A 17710-nucleotide genomic window follows, 5' to 3' on the forward strand; every position below is an offset into this window, starting at 1 on the left:
GGAGTGGGTCCTTGGGGGTGCGGGAGTGGGCGGGTCAGGATGCCGCGACGGTTGCCCGGGCAGCTGTGTCCGGACGGGATGATGCGCGGGCACGGCGGTTGGAACGGAGGTAGAGGAACAGCACGGCCGGGACGTACAGCAGCCAGGCCGCAGCTTCCAGCCACGTGGTGGCAGGCGAGAAGTTCAGGGTGCCTTTGAGCAGGGTGCCGTACCAGGACGACGGCGGGATCGCCGCCGACACGTCAAAGGCCAAGCGGTGGAGTCCGGGGAGGATCCCGGCCTCCTGGAAGTCGTGGACAGCATAGGCAAGCACGCCTCCGGCGATTATGATCAGCGCGGCGCCACTCCAGGTGAAGAACGCGCCGAGGTTGATCTTGAGGACGCCCCGGTGCAGCAGGAAGCCGAGCAGGACGGCGGTGGCCAGCCCCAGCAAAGCGCCAAACAGCGGTGTTGCCGACTGCCCCGTGGCCTGGGCAGCCGCCCACAGGAAGAGCGCGGTTTCAAGCCCTTCCCGGCCCACGGCCAGTGCGGCGACGGCGGCGAGCCCCCACCCGGCGCCACCTGCAGCCCGGTCCACCTGCGAGCGGAGTCCGGTGCCGAGGGTACGGGCCGTGCGGGCCATCCAGAAAACCATCCACGTCACCAGCGCCACGGCCACCACGGAAAGGCTCCCGCCGATGGCTTCCTGCGCCTCGAACGTGAGCCCGCGCGGACCAAAGGTGAGCAGCGCACCGAACCCTGCCGACACGGCGACGGCGAATCCGACGCCCGCCCACAGCCTGGGCAGCAGGTGCTGCCTCCCGGTTTTGAGGAGGTATGCCATCAGGAGCACAACAACGAGTGTCGCCTCAAGGCCTTCGCGCAGGCCTATCAAATAGTTTGCTGTCATTCGTGGAGCCTCAGATATCGCAGCCAAGGTTAGGCTTGCCTTATAAGAGGATCACCCACGTGCCTGAATTAAGCAAACCAAACGTGAGGTAATTGGCAGTACATTACGCCGGGCTCCCCGGCGAAGTCGGAACTTAGGGCGCCGAGTCCCGCACCTTCAGTTCGAAGCCCGCCTCCACATGGAGCCCGGCGGCTGCCCGCTCCACACCTTCGATCCGGTCAATAAGCAGCTTGATGGACCGCTCGGCTATTTCCTCCATGCCGGGCGACACCGTAGTCAGGGACGGCGATGCGAAACGGGCCTCGTCGATGTCGTCGAAGCCTGCCACTGCCACGTCGTCCGGCACTTTGATGCCGCGGATCAGCAGTTCGTGCATGGCACCCAGGGCAATTGCGTCATTCAGGCCAAAGACGGCGTCGAACGGGACGCCGCTTTCGGCCAGGCCGACGACGGCGGAGGCCCCGCCGTCGCGGCGCCACTCGCACTGCACCACCAGGGCCGGATCGAACTCCACTCCCGCAACTTCCAGCGCCTGCCGGTAACCATTAAGGCGCAGTCCAGGGCTGTCCGTCGTGTCCCCTGCCGCCGCGCCCAAGACGGCAATCCGGCGCCGGCCGGCTGCGAGGAGATGGGCGGTGATCGACGCCGCGGCCTCGGAATTCTTCATGGTCACCAGATCGAACCGCGGGTCCGCGATGTGCTCCCCCAGCATGACGATCGGCTTGGTGCCCTGGCGTGCGGCGATAGTCCCCGCGTCGAGGGCTAGCGGGGTAAATAGCAGACCGTCCGTCAGCTGGCGGAACGGGCCCTGGAGCGCGCTCAACTCGTGTGCCGCCTCCGCCCCGGACTGCTCCACCAGGACCCGATAGCCCCGACCGGCGGCGATGCTCATCAGCCGGGAGGCCAGCTCCGCGTAGTAGGGCACGGAGAGATCGGACAGCACCAGCCCCAGCATGCGGGTTTTCCCGGAGCGCAGGCTGCGTGCCGTCAGGTTGGCTTCGTACCCCAATTCCGCAATGGCATCAAGCACCTTCTGCTTGGTGGCTGGACGGATGAACTCGTAATCGTTGAGCACATTGGACACGGTCTTCAACGAGACGCCGGCGGCGCGCGCAACGTCATTCATGGTCACAGCCACAGGTGATTCCCTTCCCCGGCAACACTTTCAGCTACATCGTTGCAGACCGGCCCCGGATTTGCCCTGTCCGCACTGTATACAACGTTATAGGGTTGGCGGGTCAGCATCCGAGCCGGCCCGGGTCCGGCACGCATCGAAGGAACAGCAATGCCGCTTGCCCCGTCGGCCCTCTTCCGCTGCCCCGTGTTCGACGGCGCCGCCGATCCCGCTGTTATCCACCGCCGCGGCACCGCCGAGTGGTGGATGTTCTACACGGCCCGCCGCGCCACGCTCACCACTGCCGGCGTGGACTGGATTACCGGCACCAGGATTGGAATCGCCGTCTCTACGGACGCCGGGGCCACCTGGCAATACCGCGGCGTGGCGGAGGGGCTCGATCCCCAGGATTGCCCTGGCTTGAACACCCACTGGGCGCCGGAAGTGGTGTGGCAGGACGGCAAGTATCACATGTTCCTGACCTGGGGCGAGGGCGCTCCGGGCAGCTGGGCCGAGCAGACCCGGCGCCGGCTGGTGCACTTCACGAGCCCCGATCTGGAGCGGTGGGAGTTCGCAGGCCGGGTGGACGTCGGTTCCGAGAACGTCATTGACGCCGCGTTCGCCGTCGTCTCGGACGGCCGTGCGCGCCTCTGGTTCAAGGACGAGGTAGACGGCTCCACCACATGGTCCGCCGTCCGGGAAGGTGCCCTGGAAGGGGCGGACGGTCGCTGGCGGGCCGAGGGTCAGGTGATCGGGCTGCCCGCGCACGAAGGTCCCAACGTGTTCCGGCTGGGCGGCTGGTACTGGATGGTGGTGGACGAGTGGCGCGGCCAGGCGGTGCACCGCTCGGCCGACGGCCTGGCCTGGACCCGGCAGGAGGCCAACAACGGCCTCATCCTGGACGCCCCCGGCGCGGGAGCGGACGACGCCACTTACGGGCGGCACGCCGATGTGGTGACCCAGGGCGATCACGCCTACATCTTCTATTTCACGCATCCGGAATGGCAGGACACCGAAATGGTGAGCGGCCTGGCGGACCCGGTCCGGGCGGTCCGTGAACAGCGCACCAGCATCCATGCGGCGCGGCTGCACGTGGAAGGGGACGCCCTGGTCTGCACACGCGACCTGGACGCCCCCGTTCACCTTGATCCGGCTCTGCTGGAGAGCTAGTTCCGCTCGTATTCTGCCTAGCCTGCAGCTCCGTCAACGGCCAGGCGGATCATGCTCCAGGAAACGGCGGGGAGCTCGGCGGTGAGCCGGCCGCCGTCGAGCTTCACACTGACGTTTTCGCCGGGCAGCACCGAGGTGGAGTCGTCCGCCGTCGCCTGCCAGTAAGGGTCCTTGTTGGCGAAGGTGACCGCTTCAACAACCTTGACGCTCCCGAGCCCGGCGACGGCGGCGCTCAGCGTGAGCGAGTCCGCGGCCGAGCGGTTCACGGCAAACACCACGGCTTCCCCTGACGCCTCATCGAAGGTGGCCACGGCTGACAGTGCGGCGAAGTCCGTGGTCTTGCCGCCGCTGAGCAGCGGGGATTCGACGGCGAGCTGCAGCACCGTGCCTTTGGCGCGATCCGACGTCAGGGCGAACGGGTGGAAGGTGGTCTGCTTCCAGGCACGGCCGCCGGGTTCGGTCATGATCGGGGCAATGACGTTGACCAGCTGCGCCAGGCTGGCGGAGTGGACACGGTCGGTGTTACGGAGCAGCGTGATGAGCAGGTCGCCCACCACCACGGCGTCCGCCACGGTGTACCGGTCCTCGAGCAGCACCGGGGCCACGGGCCAGTCCTTGCCGGTGGGCGCCTTGGATTCGTCGCGGCTCATGTGCCAGACATTCCACTCGTCGAAGGAGATGTTCACCTGCTTGGTGGACTTCTTGACCGACTTCACATGGTCGATATGCGCCACGATGTCCTTGATGAACGCCTCCATCCGGTGCCCCGAGGAGAGGTGTTCCTGAAGGTCGCCGAAGTCCTCAAAGTATTGGTGTGCCGAGATCAGATCCACCAGTTCGTAGGTCTCGGTGAGGACCACCCGCTCCCACTCGCCGAAGGTGGGCATGCCGGGGGCCGAGCTGCCGCAGGCCACGAGTTCCAGGTCAGGCTCCACCATCCGCATGGCGCGGGCAGTGTCCGCCGCCAGCCGGCCGTATTCGGTGGCGTTCTTGTGGCCGATCTGCCAGAAGCCGTCCATCTCGTTTCCCAGGCACCACATTTTGATGCCGTAACCGTTTTCGGCCCCGTTGGCCCGGCGCTGGTCGGAGAAGGCCGTGCCGGCGTCGATGTTGCAGTATTCCAGCAGGTCGAGGGCTTCCTGCGTCCCGCGGGTGCCCAGGTTCACGGCCATCATCGGTTCGACGCCGGCCTTGGCGGACCATTTGGCGAACTCGTCCACGCCCACATGGTTGGGGTCGGTGGAGTGCCAGGCCAGGTCGAGGCGCGCCGGGCGCTGTTCCACCGGCCCCACGCCGTCCTCCCAGCGGTAGCCGGAGACGAAGTTCCCGCCGGGGTAACGCACTGTGGACACGCCCAGTTCGCGGGTAAGTTCCAGGACGTCAGTCCGGAAGCCGTCCTCGTCAGCCTTGGGATGGCCCGGCTCGAAAATGCCGGTGTAGACGCAGCGGCCAAGGTGCTCCACGAAAGCGCCGAAGGTGCGGCGCCGGACGGGTCCCACGGCGAAGGCGGGGTCCAGGGTGATTTTGGCGGTCATCTTGCCTGCGGCAGGTTCGGTTGTGTTCACGTAAACATCCTCGTTTCCTCGGTCTCTACAACGTTATAGAAATCTATTCTTGGTGGTGAAGGCGCTGCCGTCAAGGGACGGCCGGGGACGGGCCGGTTCCGTCGACCCCAAGACGAACGAAAGGCAGCCTGATGATGATCTGGAATACGGGAACGCGCGGTGCCGCGCAGCGGGCCCTGGCCCTGGCAGCTGTTCTTGGACTGGCGCTGTCCGGCTGCACGGCGAGTCCGCCGCCGGGCCAGCGCCCCGCGTCCGCCGCCAGCACCCCGGTGCAGCCCGCGCAGCAGACAGCCCAGCCGGGTGCCACGCAGACGGCCCAGCCGGGCACCCCGCAGACGGCCGCGGACATTCCGTCCATCGTGGAGAACGTCCAGCCGTCCGTTGTCACGATCCTGACCAACGGCGGAGTGGGCAGCGGCGTGGTCTTCGCGGCGGAGGGACTGATCCTCACCAACGAGCATGTGGTGCGTGGCAGCACCGACGTGGAGGTCGCCTTTGCCGACGGCCAGCGGGTGGCCGGGACAGTCAAGGCCACGGACGCCATTTCGGACCTGGCTCTCGTGGAGGCCAAGCGCACCGGGCTTCCGGCGGCGAAGTTCCAGTCCGACCTTCCGCGGGTGGGTGAACTGGCCATCGTGATCGGCTCGCCGCTGGGCTTCGAGAACACGGCGACGGCGGGCATCATCTCCGGGCTGCACCGCGAGATTCCCGGCTCGGCGGCCAGCAGCCAGTCGCTGGTGGACCTGATCCAGACCGATGCCGCCATCAGCCCCGGGAACTCGGGCGGCGCCGTCGTCAATTCCCGGGGCGAGGTGATCGGCATCAGCGAGGCCTACATTCCGCCGCAGTCCGGCGCCGTGGCACTGGGCTTCGCTATCCCTGCGGCAACGGCCGTCCGGGTGGCAGAGCAGCTGCGCGAGGACGGCACCGCGGACCACGCTTTCATCGGCCTCCGCCCGGGCGGGATCACCTCACAGATTGCCGACCAGCTGGGGCTGCCGAACACCCGCGGCGCCCTGGTGCTCTCGGTGGTCAGCGACGGACCGGCGGACCGTGCCGGCATCCGGCCCGGCGATGTCCTCACCGCCCTGGACGGCAAGGAGCTGGCCTCGCCGGAGGACCTGCTGGCCGAGCTCCGCGGCAAGAGCCCGGACCAGACGGTTAATGTGAGCTACCGCCGGGGCACGGAATCCAAGGAGTCGAAAGTCACCCTCGCCGCCCGTCCCGCAGCGACCGGCTAAGCGCCTACAGCCCGCCGGCCAGCTTGTAATAGGCAGCGTTCCAGTTCAGTTCCTTCTTGAACTGCTTGATGGTGGTGCCCTCATCAATGGCCAGGAGTTCGGTCTTCGCGATTTCCGCGAAGTCCTCGAAAACATCCATGCCCACCTGGGTGGAGAGCACCGTGTGGTGCGCCGCTCCGGCGGTCAGCCACGCAGCGGCGGAGGTGGCGAAGTCGGGCTTCGGGGACCAGAGCGCCCGTGCCACCGGCAGGTTGGGCAGGGGTTCGTCAAGGTCCACGACGTCGACGGCGTTCGCCACGAGGCGGAAGCGGTCACGCATGTCGGAGAGGGCCACCACGATGCCGGGGCCGGAGTCTGTATCGAAGACCATCCGGACGGGGTCTTCCTTGCCGCCGATGCCCAGCGGGTGGATCTCGACGCGGGGTTTCGTCGCTGTCAGCGACGGGCAGACCTCCAGCATGTGCGCGCCCAGGATCTTCTCCGAGCCGGGAGTCAGGTGGTAGGTGTAGTCCTCCATCAGGGAAGCGCCCCCGGGAAGTCCGGAGCCCATCACTTTGGCGGCGCGGACCAAGATAGCCGTCTTCCAGTCACCCTCGGCGCCGAAGCCGTAGCCGTCGGCCATCAGCCGCTGCACGGCCATGCCCGGCAGCTGGCGCAGTTCGCCGAGGTCCTCGAAGGAGGTGGTGAACGCGGCGGAGCCGTTGGCTTCAAGGAAGCTGCGCAGGCCCAGTTCGATCCGCGCGCTGTAGCGGAGCGATTCGTGCCGCGCTCCCCCGGCCTTCAGTTCCGGGACCACGTCGTAAAGACGCTCGTACTCCGCAACAAGGGCGTCGACGTCGGACTCTGCGGCGCCGTGCACGGCGTCGGCGAGCTCATTCACGGACCACGTGTTCACCGAAACGCCGAAGCGCAGCTCGGCCTCGGTCTTGTCACCTTCGGTGACGGCAACGTTGCGCATGTTGTCGCCGAAGCGGGTCAGTTTAAGCGTGCGGACGGCAGCCCAGCCGGCCGAAGCGCGCTGCCAGACGCCCACCTGCCGGGTCACTTCAGGGTTGGACACGTGGCCCACAACGGTCTTGCGGGGAATGCCCAGGCGGGACTGGATGTAGCCGAATTCGCGGTCGCCGTGGGCTGCCTGGTTGAGGTTCATGAAGTCGAAGTCGATGTCCGCCCAGGGCAGCTCAACGTTGGCCTGGGTGTGCAGGTGCAGCAGCGGCTTCCGCAGCAGGTCCAGGCCCTGGATCCACATCTTGGCGGGGCTGAACGTGTGCATCCAGGCCGTCACACCGATCACGGAATCATCCGAGTTGGCCTCCAGCGCGGTCCGGCGGATGGCGTCCGAATCCGTGAGGACCGGCTTCCAGACCACCTTGACGGGGACATCGGCGGACCCGTTCAGCGCATTGGCGATCTCCTGCGACTGCGCGGCGACCTGCTTGAGGACGTCCTCGCCGTAGAGGTGCTGGCTGCCGGTGAGGAACCAGACCTCGTACTCGCTGAGCGAAGTTCTGTTGGCGGGTGTGTTGTTGGCGTTGCTCATGGGGGTTCTCCTGAAGAATTGGGGCGGCCTGCGCTACTGGCCGTAGACGTTCTGGTAGCGGGCGTAGAGGGATTCGATGCTGCCCTGGTCGATGGGGAGCGGTTCGCCCAGCTGGCGGGAGATATGGACGGTGCGCGCCACTTCCTCGCACATCACGGCCGCTTTGACCGCGGAGCGGGCATCCTTGCCGATGGTGAACGGGCCGTGGTTCTGCATCAGGACTGCCGGGGAGGTGGAGTTGCGCAGCGTCTCCACGATTCCCTGGCCGATCGAGTCGTCGCCGATCAGTGCGAAGGGGCCCACCGGGATGCTGCCGCCGAACTCGTCGCTCATCATGGTGAGCACGCAGGGGATCGCTTCGCCGCGGGCCGCCCACGCCGTGGCGTAGGTGGAGTGCGTGTGGACCACACCGCCCACTTCCGGCATATGCCGGTAGACGTATGCATGCGCGGCAGTGTCCGACGACGGCGAGAACGGCGGGTTGCCCCACTCGCCCTCAGCGGGGACGCCATAGAGGTCCGTGACAACCATGCTCTCGGGTGTGAGGTCCGCGTAGGAGACCCCGGACGGCTTGATGACCATCAGGTCCTGGCCGGGAACACGGGCGGAGACATTGCCCGCCGTCCAGACCACTAGTTCGTAGCGGGTGAGTTCGGCGTGGAGATCGCAGACCTCGCGGCGGACCCGGGCGATGGTTTCCAGGAGGTCGCTCATGCGGACACCTGCTCATCGGCCGGTTCAGCGGCGGCTGGTTCAGCGGCGCCCGGTTCAGCGGCGGCCGCAAACGACGGCCTCGCCGCACGCTGGATGGCCTTGAGCCGGTGCATCACACTGTTCGTGCCGCGGCCGAAGTAGTCGTGCAGCGTGCGGTACTCCCGGAAGAGTTCCTCGTAGGCGGCAACATTTTCCGGAATCGGAATATAGATCCCGCCGGGCTCCGAACCCATGGCGGCTGCGGCAGCGCGGATGTCCGGGTATTTGCCGGCCGCGACGGCGGCGTGGATGGCCGAGCCAAGCGCGGGCCCCTGGCTTGAGCCGATGGTGGAGAGCGGCAGGCCGGTTATATCCGCGTAGATCTGCATGAGCAGCTTGTTCTTCAGCAGGCCGCCGGCCACGATGAATTCCTTGACCGGCACTCCCGAGTCCCGGAAGGCGTCCACAATGGTGCGCGTGCCGAAAGCCGTGGCTTCCAGCAGCGCGCGGTAAGTGTCTTCGGGCTTGGTAGCGAGCGTTTGGCCCACCACAACTCCGGAGAGTTCGTGGTCCACCAGCACCGAACGGTTGCCCGAGTGCCAGTCCAGGGCAATGAGCCCGTGTTGGCCGATTGCCTGGCGTGACGCCAGTTCCGTCAGGTATTCGTGGATGCCAAGGCCCAGTTCGGCGGCCGCCTGATGGTATTCGGGCGGCACGCCATTGCTGGTGAACCAGCCGAAGATGTCCCCCACCCCGCTCTGGCCTGCCTCGTAGCCCCATAGCCCGTCCACGATCCCGCCGTCCACCACGCCGCACATGCCCGGCACTTCACGGAGCTCGGCGCCGTTCATGACGTGGCAGGTGGAGGTGCCCATGATGGCCACCAACTGCCCGGGCTCCACGGCCTTCGCTGCCGGCGCCGTGACGTGGGCGTCCACGTTGCCCACTGCGACGGCGATCCCTTCCGGCAGCCCGGTCCAGGCGGCTGCTTCTGCCGTCAGGTACCCGGCCGCATCGCCGAGTCGTCCGATGGTGTGCGCCAGCTTGGAACTAACGAAGTCCTTGAAATCCGGGTTCAGGGCGGACAGGAAATCCTCGGACGGATAGCGGCCGTCCTGGTAGATGCCCTTGTACCCTGCGGTGCAGGCGTTGCGGACGTAGCTGCCGCACAGCTGCCAGACGATCCAGTCGGCAGCTTCCACCCAATGGTCCATGGCGGCGTAGGCTTCCGGGTCTTCCTCCAGTAGCTGGAGCCCCTTGGCGAACTCCCATTCCGAGGAGATGAGTCCGCCGTAGCGCGGCAGCCAGTTTTCGCCGCGGTCCGCGGCCAGGGCGTTGATCCGGTCTGCCTGCGGCTGTGCGGCATGGTGGCGCCACAGCTTCACGTAAGCGTGCGGCCGGTTGGCGAAGCCGGAAATTTCGTTCAACGGCGTGCCGTCCGACGTGACCGGGACCATGGTGCAGGCCGTGAAGTCGGTGGCGATGCCCACCACGGCGGCGGGGTCGATCCCGGCGTCGGCAATGGCAGCGGGCACCGCCCGGCGCAGCACGTCACGGTAGTCGTTGGGCACCTGCAGCGCCCATTCGCCGGGCAGCCGCGCGGCACTTTCGCCAGCGAGGTCGCCGGGGAGCGCATCCGTCACCACGGCGTGCGGGTACTCAAACACGCCGCTGCCCAGTTCCTTGCCGTCCCGGACGCGGACCACCACGGCCCGCCCGGACAGCGTGCCGTAGTCGACGCCGATCACAAAGCTGTCTGAACCGTCTGCTGTGACGTCCATCAATTCCTCCAATAGTCTCCGCGGCTTTGCGGTTGCCCTTAATTGTTAGCGCTAACAACATTGGTGTCAAGGCATGGCTGCGAGCCGGGATGGTCCCGGCTCCGAAAGGCGCGGTTGGTGAGGGGGTGGTCAGGCGGGCGGGGCGGTGCTTGCCCGCACAACGATCCGGGGCTCCACCACCGTGGCGCCCGCTCCGGCTCCGTCTTCCAGGAGGGCCAGCATCATGTCCATGCAGCGCCGGCCAAGTTCCTCGAAGTCCTGGCGGACCGTGGTGAGCGGCGGCGTGAAATAACCGGCTTCCGGCTGGTCGTCGAACCCCACCACGGAGACGTCCTGCGGCACCCGCACGCCCGCTTCGCCGAACGCCCGCAGCAGGCCCAGGGCCATCTGGTCGTTTCCCACGAACACCGCGGTGGCAGCACGTGCGACGGCAAGCTGCTGGCCGATCCCGTAGCCGCTGCCGGCGCTCCAGTCGCCTTCGACGATCAGGTCGTCAGCCAGTCCCGCCTGCACCAGCGCCTCGCGCCAGCCTTCGGCGCGCTCCGCGCCGTCGATCCAGTCCTGGGGCCCGGAGATATGCCCGATGCGCTTATGGCCCTGCTCAATCAAATGCTCGACGGCGAGACGGGCACCCAGCTTCTGGTCCACCATGGCGCCGCTGAACCGGCCTTCGCCGCTGGAACCCACCACCACTACGGGCACGTCCAAGTTCAGGTTGTCCAGGGCCTGCAACGTACCGGTATGCGGAACCAGCGCCACGATTCCGTCAACGCCCTGGTCCATGAAGTGGCGCGCGGCATCGGCGATCGATTCCGCGCTGACCTCGCGGATGGCCGCGATGCTCACGAAATAGCCGGCATCGCGGGCGGCCTGCTCCACCCCGAGGAGGGTGTTGGCGGGTCCGTACTGGGACAGCTCGCTGGCCAGGACGCCGATGGTGTGCGAGCGCCGCGTCACCAGGCTGCGCGCCGCGGTGTTCCGCCGGTATCCCAGTTCGGCAATGGCAGCCTCAACACGTTCCCTGGTTGCCTTGCTGACGTTGGGATGATTGTTGATGACGCGGGACACCGTCTGGTGCGAGACGCCGGCACGTTCCGCTACGTCTTCAAGTCGCGGAAGGCGCCGCTCGCTGCTGTAAGCCATGAAGCTATTGTGCGCGAGCCTGCAGCGCATCCACGAAAACGCTCGGGATGTCCTCCGGATTCCTCGCAACATAGCTCGTGCCGCCGGTGACTTCCGAGATTTTCCGGAGGGTCTCGGCGTCCGCGTCCTCGGTGATGCCGATGCTGACGATCACCACGGGCTTGGCGGGGTCCCGTTCGCGTTCCAGGGCTTGCAGCAGTTCCTCGAGGCTGAGTGAATCCGGATCTTCATTGGCGCCGTCGGTAAACAGGATCACGCTGTTGACGGCGCGGGCATCGTAGTTCGCCTTGACGGTGCGGTAGGCGGCAAGGGTCGTGTCGTACAGTCCCGTGGCACCGCCGGTCCGCTGGTCCAGCCCGGAGATATCGGCCACGAGGCGGTCGCGCTGCGTGACGCCACCAACCAGCTGGTCCATTTTCCGGATGGGATCAAGCTCCACGTAGTCCTGGCTGCCGCCTCCCAACCCAATGGAAAACGCCCACATGCCCAGGGCTGCGGTATTGGGAAACAGCTTGCTGCCGGCAATGGCGGCCTGCTGCGTGAGCTGCATGCGGGTCTGCTCTCCCGCCTGAAAGTTCATGGAGCCGGACACGTCCATGACCACCAGCGATCTGAAGGGAATGGCCTGGAGGGACCATCCTTTGAGCGTCCGCTGTACGGATTCCGATGATGCCGGCTTGAGGGCCGCAACGCTGCCCACGCCCTTCTGGTCCGGCGTGCGGCTGCCGTCCACAGGCCGAAGGCCGGTGTCGGCGAGCGCTTTCATTCCGTCCTCGGTTGCCAGGGCGGATGCCAGCGCCCTGGCGGCGTCCGTGACGGCACCGCCGCGGGCCCTGCCCCCGGCTGTGAGGGCCACGGGGTAGTCCAGCGACACGGACCCGGTGTGCGGCATCGACGCGGCAAGCTTTGCGCCGGCGGGTGTCTGCGCGAAGGACAGCCACGCCTGCTCGGTGACGATGGCGAATCCCCCTCCGGAGGCCACCCCTTCGAGCTGCTTGGCGTCGGTCAGCTTCTCTCCCGTGCGCTGGCTCTCGCTCTGGGCCAGCTGTGCGGTGGCGGCCTGCAGCGTCTTCGCTTCCGCGCGCCCGGCCTCCACTTCGGAGAGGGCGCCCAGCAGCGCCACTTCCCCGCTACCGGTCACCAGCGGGTCGCTGAACCGGACGCCGGGAGTCTGCAGGGCGCTGATCCAGGTGGCAAATCCGGGAACCTCCCCCTGGCGCCCAACAATCACCCCGGGCGTCGAGGCGAGGGACGGCACGGTGATCTCAGGCGCCATGGCAGCCCCCACGCGCTGCACCCGGACGGCCGAGTCGGCCACCCACAGATCCGGTGCGTCCTTGCCCGCGGCCACCGTCGCAGCCAGCTCTGGCTGGGTCCGGGTTTCGATCGTGTATTTCACGCAGGCCTCGGCGGGCACCTTCGCAGCCGCGCTCTCCAGCGCCGGTGCGATGGTGGCATCGGCGCCGACACGCACTTCCGCAGGGACCTCGCACCGTTGGGCGGCCAGGGGCGACCGGTTCCCGGTGATCCAGAGGACAGCCGCGGCGGCAACGGCAATGGCCACCACCACGCCGGCGATCATGAGGATCCTTGGCCAGAAGAACGGTGACTTGCGGGGGAATCGGCCGTGGCGCTGGGGGCCGGCTGCTCGGCGACCTGACATGGGCGCGGTACCTAACTGCTGGGGATCCTGAAGGGCGGGAGGCGTTTGCCGGCCACTCTCCCTTGCTAGCGGGAACCCCCAAGTCTGGCTGCAAAACCGTTCCAGTATACGTAAGTGAGTGGCTGGCATCACATCCGCTCCCACTCCGGCAATCGGCGCCGCACGGCCGTCGAAGTTGATGGTTGAAGTTTCAAGTAAATGATCCTAGAATAAAAGCATGACGCAGACACTTGACCGCCCGCCGGTACTCTTCCTGAGCCACGGAGCCCCTCCCCTGGCCGACGATGCCCGCTGGACCCGCGAGCTCAGCGCATGGTCGGGCGCCTTCGGCAAGCCGAAGGACATCCTGATGGTTTCCGCGCACTGGGAAAACGCGCCGGTGACCCTCAGCGCCACTACCCGGAACCCCGGGCTCGTGTACGACTTCTGGGGCTTCCCGCAGAAGTACTACGACGTCACGTACAACGCACCCCAGGCCGGGGAACTGGTCACCGAAGTGGAGAAGCTCGTTTCCACCCACGGGCACCACGTGGAACGCGACGAAGAACGCGGCCTGGACCACGGCGCCTACGTGCCGCTCGTGGAAATGTTCCCGGACGCCGACATCCCCGTGCTGCAGATGTCCATGCCCACCCTGGATCCGCAGGGCCTTTTCAACCTGGGCAAGACACTGGCGCCGCTGCGGGACCGCGGCACGCTCATCGTGGGCTCGGGCTTCACCACGCACAACCTGCGCTGGTTCAACCCCGCAGCCGGGCCGGATACCACGCCGCCCTCCGTTTCAAGCGAATTCGACCATTGGGCAGAGGAAACCATGGCGGCCGGCGACGTCGACTCCATTCTGGACTTCCTCAAGAAGGCTCCGGCCGCGCGTGAAGCGCATCCCCGCAGCGAGCACTGGGCTCCGCTCTACGTAGCCCTGGGCGCAGCCTACGAATCCGGCGACCTGAAGGCGAAAACGGCCATCGACGGGTTCTGGTTCGGCCTCTCCAAGCGCTCGTGGACACTCACCGGCAAATAAAAGTCCGGACAACAAAAAACCTCCGGCCTCCTGTTACCAGGAGGCCGGAGGTTTTCCACTCTTCGCTAAAAGAGTGGGCCCTGTGGGGATCGAACCCACGACCCACGGATTAAAAGTCCGATGCTCTACCAACTGAGCTAAAGGCCCCAGCTGACTGCCACATTTGTGCGCGGCAAGCGCACGCAAACGGACCATCAGCCCAGTCCATTTCTGGACGTTAAACACTGTACCGCACGCCGAGGGCAGCTTTGGCACAAAGCCGCGCGGCGCCGTCGTGCGTTAAGAACGCCGGCCAAAACAGAAACGATGGTATCCGCAGCATGCCTCAATACCCCTTAAACCGCCCGGCGGCAAGCTCGATAACAGAACAGCACAGGAGTAGCGTGGGGGCATGAGCGAGCAAGCAGGATCCAAGGCCTACGGCGGCGCAAACCGGCATCACAAGCCCAAGCCTTTTGCGCCCATCGACTTCGAACCGTTCGCGGGCGGCGCAGACCCTGCCCGGGTGTCCGAGGCCGCGCACCTGGCGGCCCAGGCACTCGTGCGCCACGGTCGCGACAGCGACGACCCCAAAGTGACCAAGCGCCTCGTCAAGCTTGCCGATGAGCAGGGCCTGGAGGCCATCGCCGAAATGTGGGCCGAAAGCCCCGCCCGGTCCCTGCCCGGCGCCCTCTGGCGCCTGTACGCGCTGCGCGCCGCCACCATCCAGGACCCCGAGCGCATCTCCGTGTACTTCAAGGCCGGCAAGGACACGGCGCAGGTTTCCAATGTGGTTGCGGGTGCTGCCGAGCCGCCGGGAGCGGACGAAATGAAGACGATGGCGGATGCCATCCTCTCCGGAGCGTTCGACGGCGAGTTCGACGTCGCGCTGGAACGTTCCGCCGCGTTCTGCCGCGTGGTGGCCCTCGGCCAGGCCACGCTGGCCGACGGAGCCGAACACAGCAACGAGAACCACGCCAGCAAATTGACCCGCAATTCCCACCTCCTGGTGAAGACCGCCGAGGACCTCGAGCACGCCGCAAACGCCTGGCGGCTGGGCGAACTGGACTGACGGCCCTCCAGCCGGACCGGCCCGCCCGGCGAGGCACAAGTGCGGGCGGAGCAAGCTGCGCAAGTCTTCCACTGTTACGCACGGAGGAGCCCGGCTGTCAATGTTGACTTGGTTCAGCCAAAGTAGAAAACTGAAACCGGTGCCGAACCGCGAAACCCCCGGGCTTCAACATTTAGCCGCCTAGAGCGGCCTACCGCCGAGAGGCGTATCCGGTTCGGCACCACTTTCATGCCCGTGCTGAATCAGCCGGTAAACTAATCCGCATGTGCGGGTCAACGTCAAGTCACATGGCCCCGGGGCCACATTCCATGCCGCTCCCTACCTTCGCCGGAATCAGAAGGTGAGGCTCCGCCTCTTTCCGCAGGAGCCCGCCGGGCTGCACCTGCTCTCGCAGATGGCCCGCCAAATAGTCCTCGCTACCGGAACCCTGGCCGAAATCCTCGGCGTCCCGGCCACAGAGCACAACCGCCTGGTCGAAGACATGCACGACCACGAGGCCAAGTCCGCCGAGCTGCAGTTCGCGCTGCTGACCCACATGCGCACCAGCTTCGTGAACCCGCTCCCCCGCGAGGACATGTACGCGCTCTCCCGCTACCTCAATGAGGCCATGGAAAAGCTGGACGCCGCAGCGGAACTGGTCGCACTGTACAAGCTCGAGCGCCTCTCCAAGCGGGCCGCCGACCAGCTGGAAGTCATCAGCCGGCAGGCGGAGCTCACCGTGGACGCGATGCGGCGGCTGAACGACCTGGACGATCTGGAGGATTACTGGATCGAGATCCTGCGCCTGGCCAAGCGCGCGGAGCGGACCCACCGGGTGTGGGTTGCGGACATGATCAAGGACATGAAGTGGGCCCAGTACGCACGGAACCGGGACGTCGCCAACCAGCTGGTGGAAGTCACGAAGGACATGCGGCGTATCGCCACCCAGGTGGGCAGCATCATCGTCAAGGAATCCTGACGTGACCTTGTTCTTTTTCGCCGTGGTGGTGCTGTTCGCCGCCGCGTTCGCCTTTCTGAACGGTTTCAGGGACGCGTCAACGTCCGTGGCACTGGCCGTGCGGACCCGGGCCCTGACCCCCACCGTGGCCGTCCTGCTGGCAGCACTCTTCAACTTCGCCGGGGCCGCGCTGAGCGGGCTCCTGGCCCTGCAGGTCAGCAGGACGTGGATCTCGCTGCCGCAGGGGGAAAACGGACTGACCATCCTCGCCGCCGGCCTGCTCAGCGCCGTGGTGTGGGGCGTCTACACGTGGTGGCGGGGCATCCCGTCTTCATCCACGCACGCCCTGGTGGGCGGGCTGGCCGGCGCAGGCCTGGCCAGCGTGCTGGTGGGCGGCAATGCAGTGGACGGCGTGAACAACTCCCTGCTGTTCCAGGTAGTGCTGCCCCTTCTGCTCTCCCCCGTGATCGCATTTGTGGGCGCCTACCTGCTCGTCTGGCCGGCCACCTGGGCGGCCCGCTACACGCCTCCCAACGTGGTGAACAGCCGCTCCCGCCGTACCCAGGCAATAGCCGCCGGAGCAGTGGCCTTCGGCCACGGCCTGCAGGACGGACAGCGGACAGGTGCCGTGCTGCTCCTGGCGCTCCTCGCCGCGGGGCTGTCCGACGGCGCCGCCATACCCGGATGGGTGCCCCTGCTCACCGCGACAATGCTGACGGCGGGAACCCTGGCCGGGGGCTGGCGCATTTCCTACACCGTCGGCTACAGGCTCACCCGGATCGACCCGCTCCGCGGCTTCGTGGCCCAGCTGTACAGCTCGGTGATCCTGCTCCTCGGCGCGATCGGGCTGCACTGGCCGGTGTCCACCACGCACACCGTGACGGCAGCCGTTCTGGGTGCCGGCAGCAACCAGGGCTTCCCGGTGACCAACCGCAGGCTGGTCCTCCGGATCCTCGCCTTCTGGGTCCTCACCCCCGTGCTGACGGCCGCGGCGGCTTTCGTGCTGGAGCTGTCCCTCTCGCCGCTCGCGGACCTTTAAAGCACCATCGGTTGCTCCGCAGAGGCCGTTATGAGGTGCCAAAACGGCGGTTACGGAGCAACCGATGAAGGGAACTAGCCCTTAGCCGAAACGACCGGAGACGTAGTCTTCTGTGGCCTTCTGGGTGGGGTTGCTGAAGATGGTGTGGGTATCGCCCACTTCGATCAGCTTGCCCGGCTTGCCGGTTCCGGCGATGTTGAAGAACGCGGTCCGGTCCGAGACGCGTGCGGCCTGCTGCATGTTGTGGGTAACGATGACCACCGTGTACTGGTCCTTGAGGTCGTTGATGAGGTCCTCAATGGCCAGCGTGGAGATGGGGTCCAGCGCGGAGCAGGGCTCGTCCATCAGGATCACCTGCGGCTCCACCGCGATGGCGCGCGCAATGCAGAGGCGCTGCTGCTGGCCGCCGGAAAGGCCGGACCCCGGCTTTGCCAGACGGTCCTTCACTTCGTTCCAAAGGTTGGCGCCCTGCAGGGAGCGCTCCACCAGGGCATCTGCCTCGCCCTTGGATATCTTCTGGTTGTTCAGCTTCACGCCGGCCAGCACATTGTCCCGGATGGACATCGTGGGGAACGGGTTGGGCCGCTGGAACACCATGCCGATCTGCGAACGCACGGTCACGGGGTCCACGCCGGGGCCGTAGAGGTTGTCCCCGTCCAGCAGCACCTCGCCTTCCACGCGGGCACCCGGAATCACTTCGTGCATGCGGTTCAGCGTCCGCAGGAACGTGGACTTGCCACAGCCGGACGGGCCGATGAATGCCGTGACGGACTTGGCCTCGATGTTGATGTTGACGTCCTCAACGGCCAGGAACTTGCCGTAGTAGACGTTCAAATCCTTGACGTCGATGCGCTTAGACATGG

The 17710-nt window shown here is 66.7% G+C and carries 15 protein-coding genes and 1 tRNA gene; 6 read left to right on the forward strand and 10 right to left on the reverse strand.

Features of this window, described 5'->3' with window-relative positions; all coding sequences use genetic code 11:
* Nucleotides 1-34 precede the first annotated feature (34 nt).
* A complete protein-coding gene (gene efeU, locus AC07YR_RS11395; protein ID WP_494733995.1) occupies nt 35-889 on the reverse strand; it encodes an iron uptake transporter permease EfeU in 855 nt (284 codons plus the stop codon).
* A gap of 133 nt (nt 890-1022) precedes the next feature.
* A complete protein-coding gene (locus tag AC07YR_RS11400; protein WP_055801783.1) occupies nt 1023-2027 on the reverse strand; it encodes a LacI family DNA-binding transcriptional regulator in 1005 nt (334 codons plus the stop codon).
* Nucleotides 2028-2174: 147 nt separating this feature from the next.
* Between AC07YR_RS11400 and AC07YR_RS11405 the strand changes: the two genes are divergently transcribed.
* Nucleotides 2175-3173: a family 43 glycosylhydrolase gene (locus AC07YR_RS11405; RefSeq protein ID WP_494733996.1), complete on the forward strand. Its 999-nt coding sequence runs from the start codon at nt 2175-2177 to the stop codon at nt 3171-3173.
* A 17-nt stretch (nt 3174-3190) separates the two neighbouring features.
* On the opposite strand, the gene arfA is transcribed toward AC07YR_RS11405, so the two are convergent.
* Nucleotides 3191-4708, reverse strand: a complete 1518-nt coding sequence (arfA, locus tag AC07YR_RS11410; RefSeq protein WP_494734077.1) for an arabinosylfuranosidase ArfA — start codon at nt 4706-4708, stop codon at nt 3191-3193.
* Between the two features lie 161 nt (nt 4709-4869).
* Here arfA and AC07YR_RS11415 point away from each other — a divergent pair, with 161 nt between their 5' ends.
* A complete protein-coding gene (locus AC07YR_RS11415; protein WP_494733997.1) occupies nt 4870-5979 on the forward strand; it encodes a S1C family serine protease in 1110 nt (369 codons plus the stop codon).
* 4 nt (nt 5980-5983) lie between these two features.
* Here the strand turns inward: AC07YR_RS11415 and araA are convergent, their stop codons facing one another.
* The 5 genes from araA to AC07YR_RS11440 form a co-directional block, all read right to left on the reverse strand.
* The gene (gene araA / locus AC07YR_RS11420; protein WP_494733998.1) at nt 5984-7519 is read right to left on the reverse strand and encodes an L-arabinose isomerase; all 1536 of its coding nucleotides are present in this window, start codon (nt 7517-7519) and stop codon (nt 5984-5986) included.
* Between the two features lie 33 nt (nt 7520-7552).
* Entirely contained in the window at nt 7553-8233 is a 681-nt protein-coding gene (locus tag AC07YR_RS11425) for an L-ribulose-5-phosphate 4-epimerase (RefSeq protein WP_055801795.1), read from the reverse strand.
* Nucleotides 8230-9993, reverse strand: coding sequence for a ribulokinase (araB, locus tag AC07YR_RS11430; protein ID WP_494733999.1), 1764 nt, complete (start codon nt 9991-9993; stop codon nt 8230-8232). The genes AC07YR_RS11425 and araB overlap by 4 nt, the downstream gene beginning before the upstream one ends.
* Before the next feature lie 129 nt (nt 9994-10122).
* Nucleotides 10123-11136 (reverse strand): LacI family DNA-binding transcriptional regulator, encoded by a 1014-nt coding sequence (locus AC07YR_RS11435; protein ID WP_494734000.1) that lies wholly within the window; start codon nt 11134-11136, stop codon nt 10123-10125.
* A 4-nt stretch (nt 11137-11140) separates the two neighbouring features.
* Nucleotides 11141-12718: a substrate-binding domain-containing protein gene (locus tag AC07YR_RS11440; protein WP_494734001.1), complete on the reverse strand. Its 1578-nt coding sequence runs from the start codon at nt 12716-12718 to the stop codon at nt 11141-11143.
* 298 nt (nt 12719-13016) lie between these two features.
* Between AC07YR_RS11440 and AC07YR_RS11445 the strand changes: the two genes are divergently transcribed.
* Nucleotides 13017-13820: a dioxygenase family protein gene (locus AC07YR_RS11445; protein WP_494734002.1), complete on the forward strand. Its 804-nt coding sequence runs from the start codon at nt 13017-13019 to the stop codon at nt 13818-13820.
* Nucleotides 13821-13894: 74 nt separating this feature from the next.
* Here AC07YR_RS11445 and AC07YR_RS11450 read toward each other — a convergent pair.
* Nucleotides 13895-13967 (reverse strand) — tRNA-Lys (locus tag AC07YR_RS11450).
* A gap of 244 nt (nt 13968-14211) precedes the next feature.
* On the opposite strand from AC07YR_RS11450, the gene AC07YR_RS11455 reads away from it, so the two are divergent.
* The 3 genes from AC07YR_RS11455 to AC07YR_RS11465 all read left to right on the forward strand — a co-directional run bounded on the left by AC07YR_RS11455 (nt 14212) and on the right by AC07YR_RS11465 (nt 16847).
* Nucleotides 14212-14871, forward strand: coding sequence for a hypothetical protein (locus AC07YR_RS11455; RefSeq protein ID WP_055801804.1), 660 nt, complete (start codon nt 14212-14214; stop codon nt 14869-14871).
* A 340-nt stretch (nt 14872-15211) separates the two neighbouring features.
* The gene (locus AC07YR_RS11460) at nt 15212-15829 is read left to right on the forward strand and encodes a DUF47 domain-containing protein (RefSeq protein WP_055801806.1); all 618 of its coding nucleotides are present in this window, start codon (nt 15212-15214) and stop codon (nt 15827-15829) included.
* A gap of 1 nt (nt 15830) precedes the next feature.
* Entirely contained in the window at nt 15831-16847 is a 1017-nt protein-coding gene (locus tag AC07YR_RS11465) for an inorganic phosphate transporter (RefSeq protein WP_436056349.1), read from the forward strand.
* Between the two features lie 81 nt (nt 16848-16928).
* Here the strand turns inward: AC07YR_RS11465 and pstB are convergent, their stop codons facing one another.
* The gene (pstB, locus tag AC07YR_RS11470; protein WP_011690076.1) at nt 16929-17708 is read right to left on the reverse strand and encodes a phosphate ABC transporter ATP-binding protein PstB; all 780 of its coding nucleotides are present in this window, start codon (nt 17706-17708) and stop codon (nt 16929-16931) included.
* Nucleotides 17709-17710: the final 2 nt, after the last annotated feature.

Source organism: Arthrobacter sp. GW460-12-1-14-TSB2, assembly GCF_059423525.1.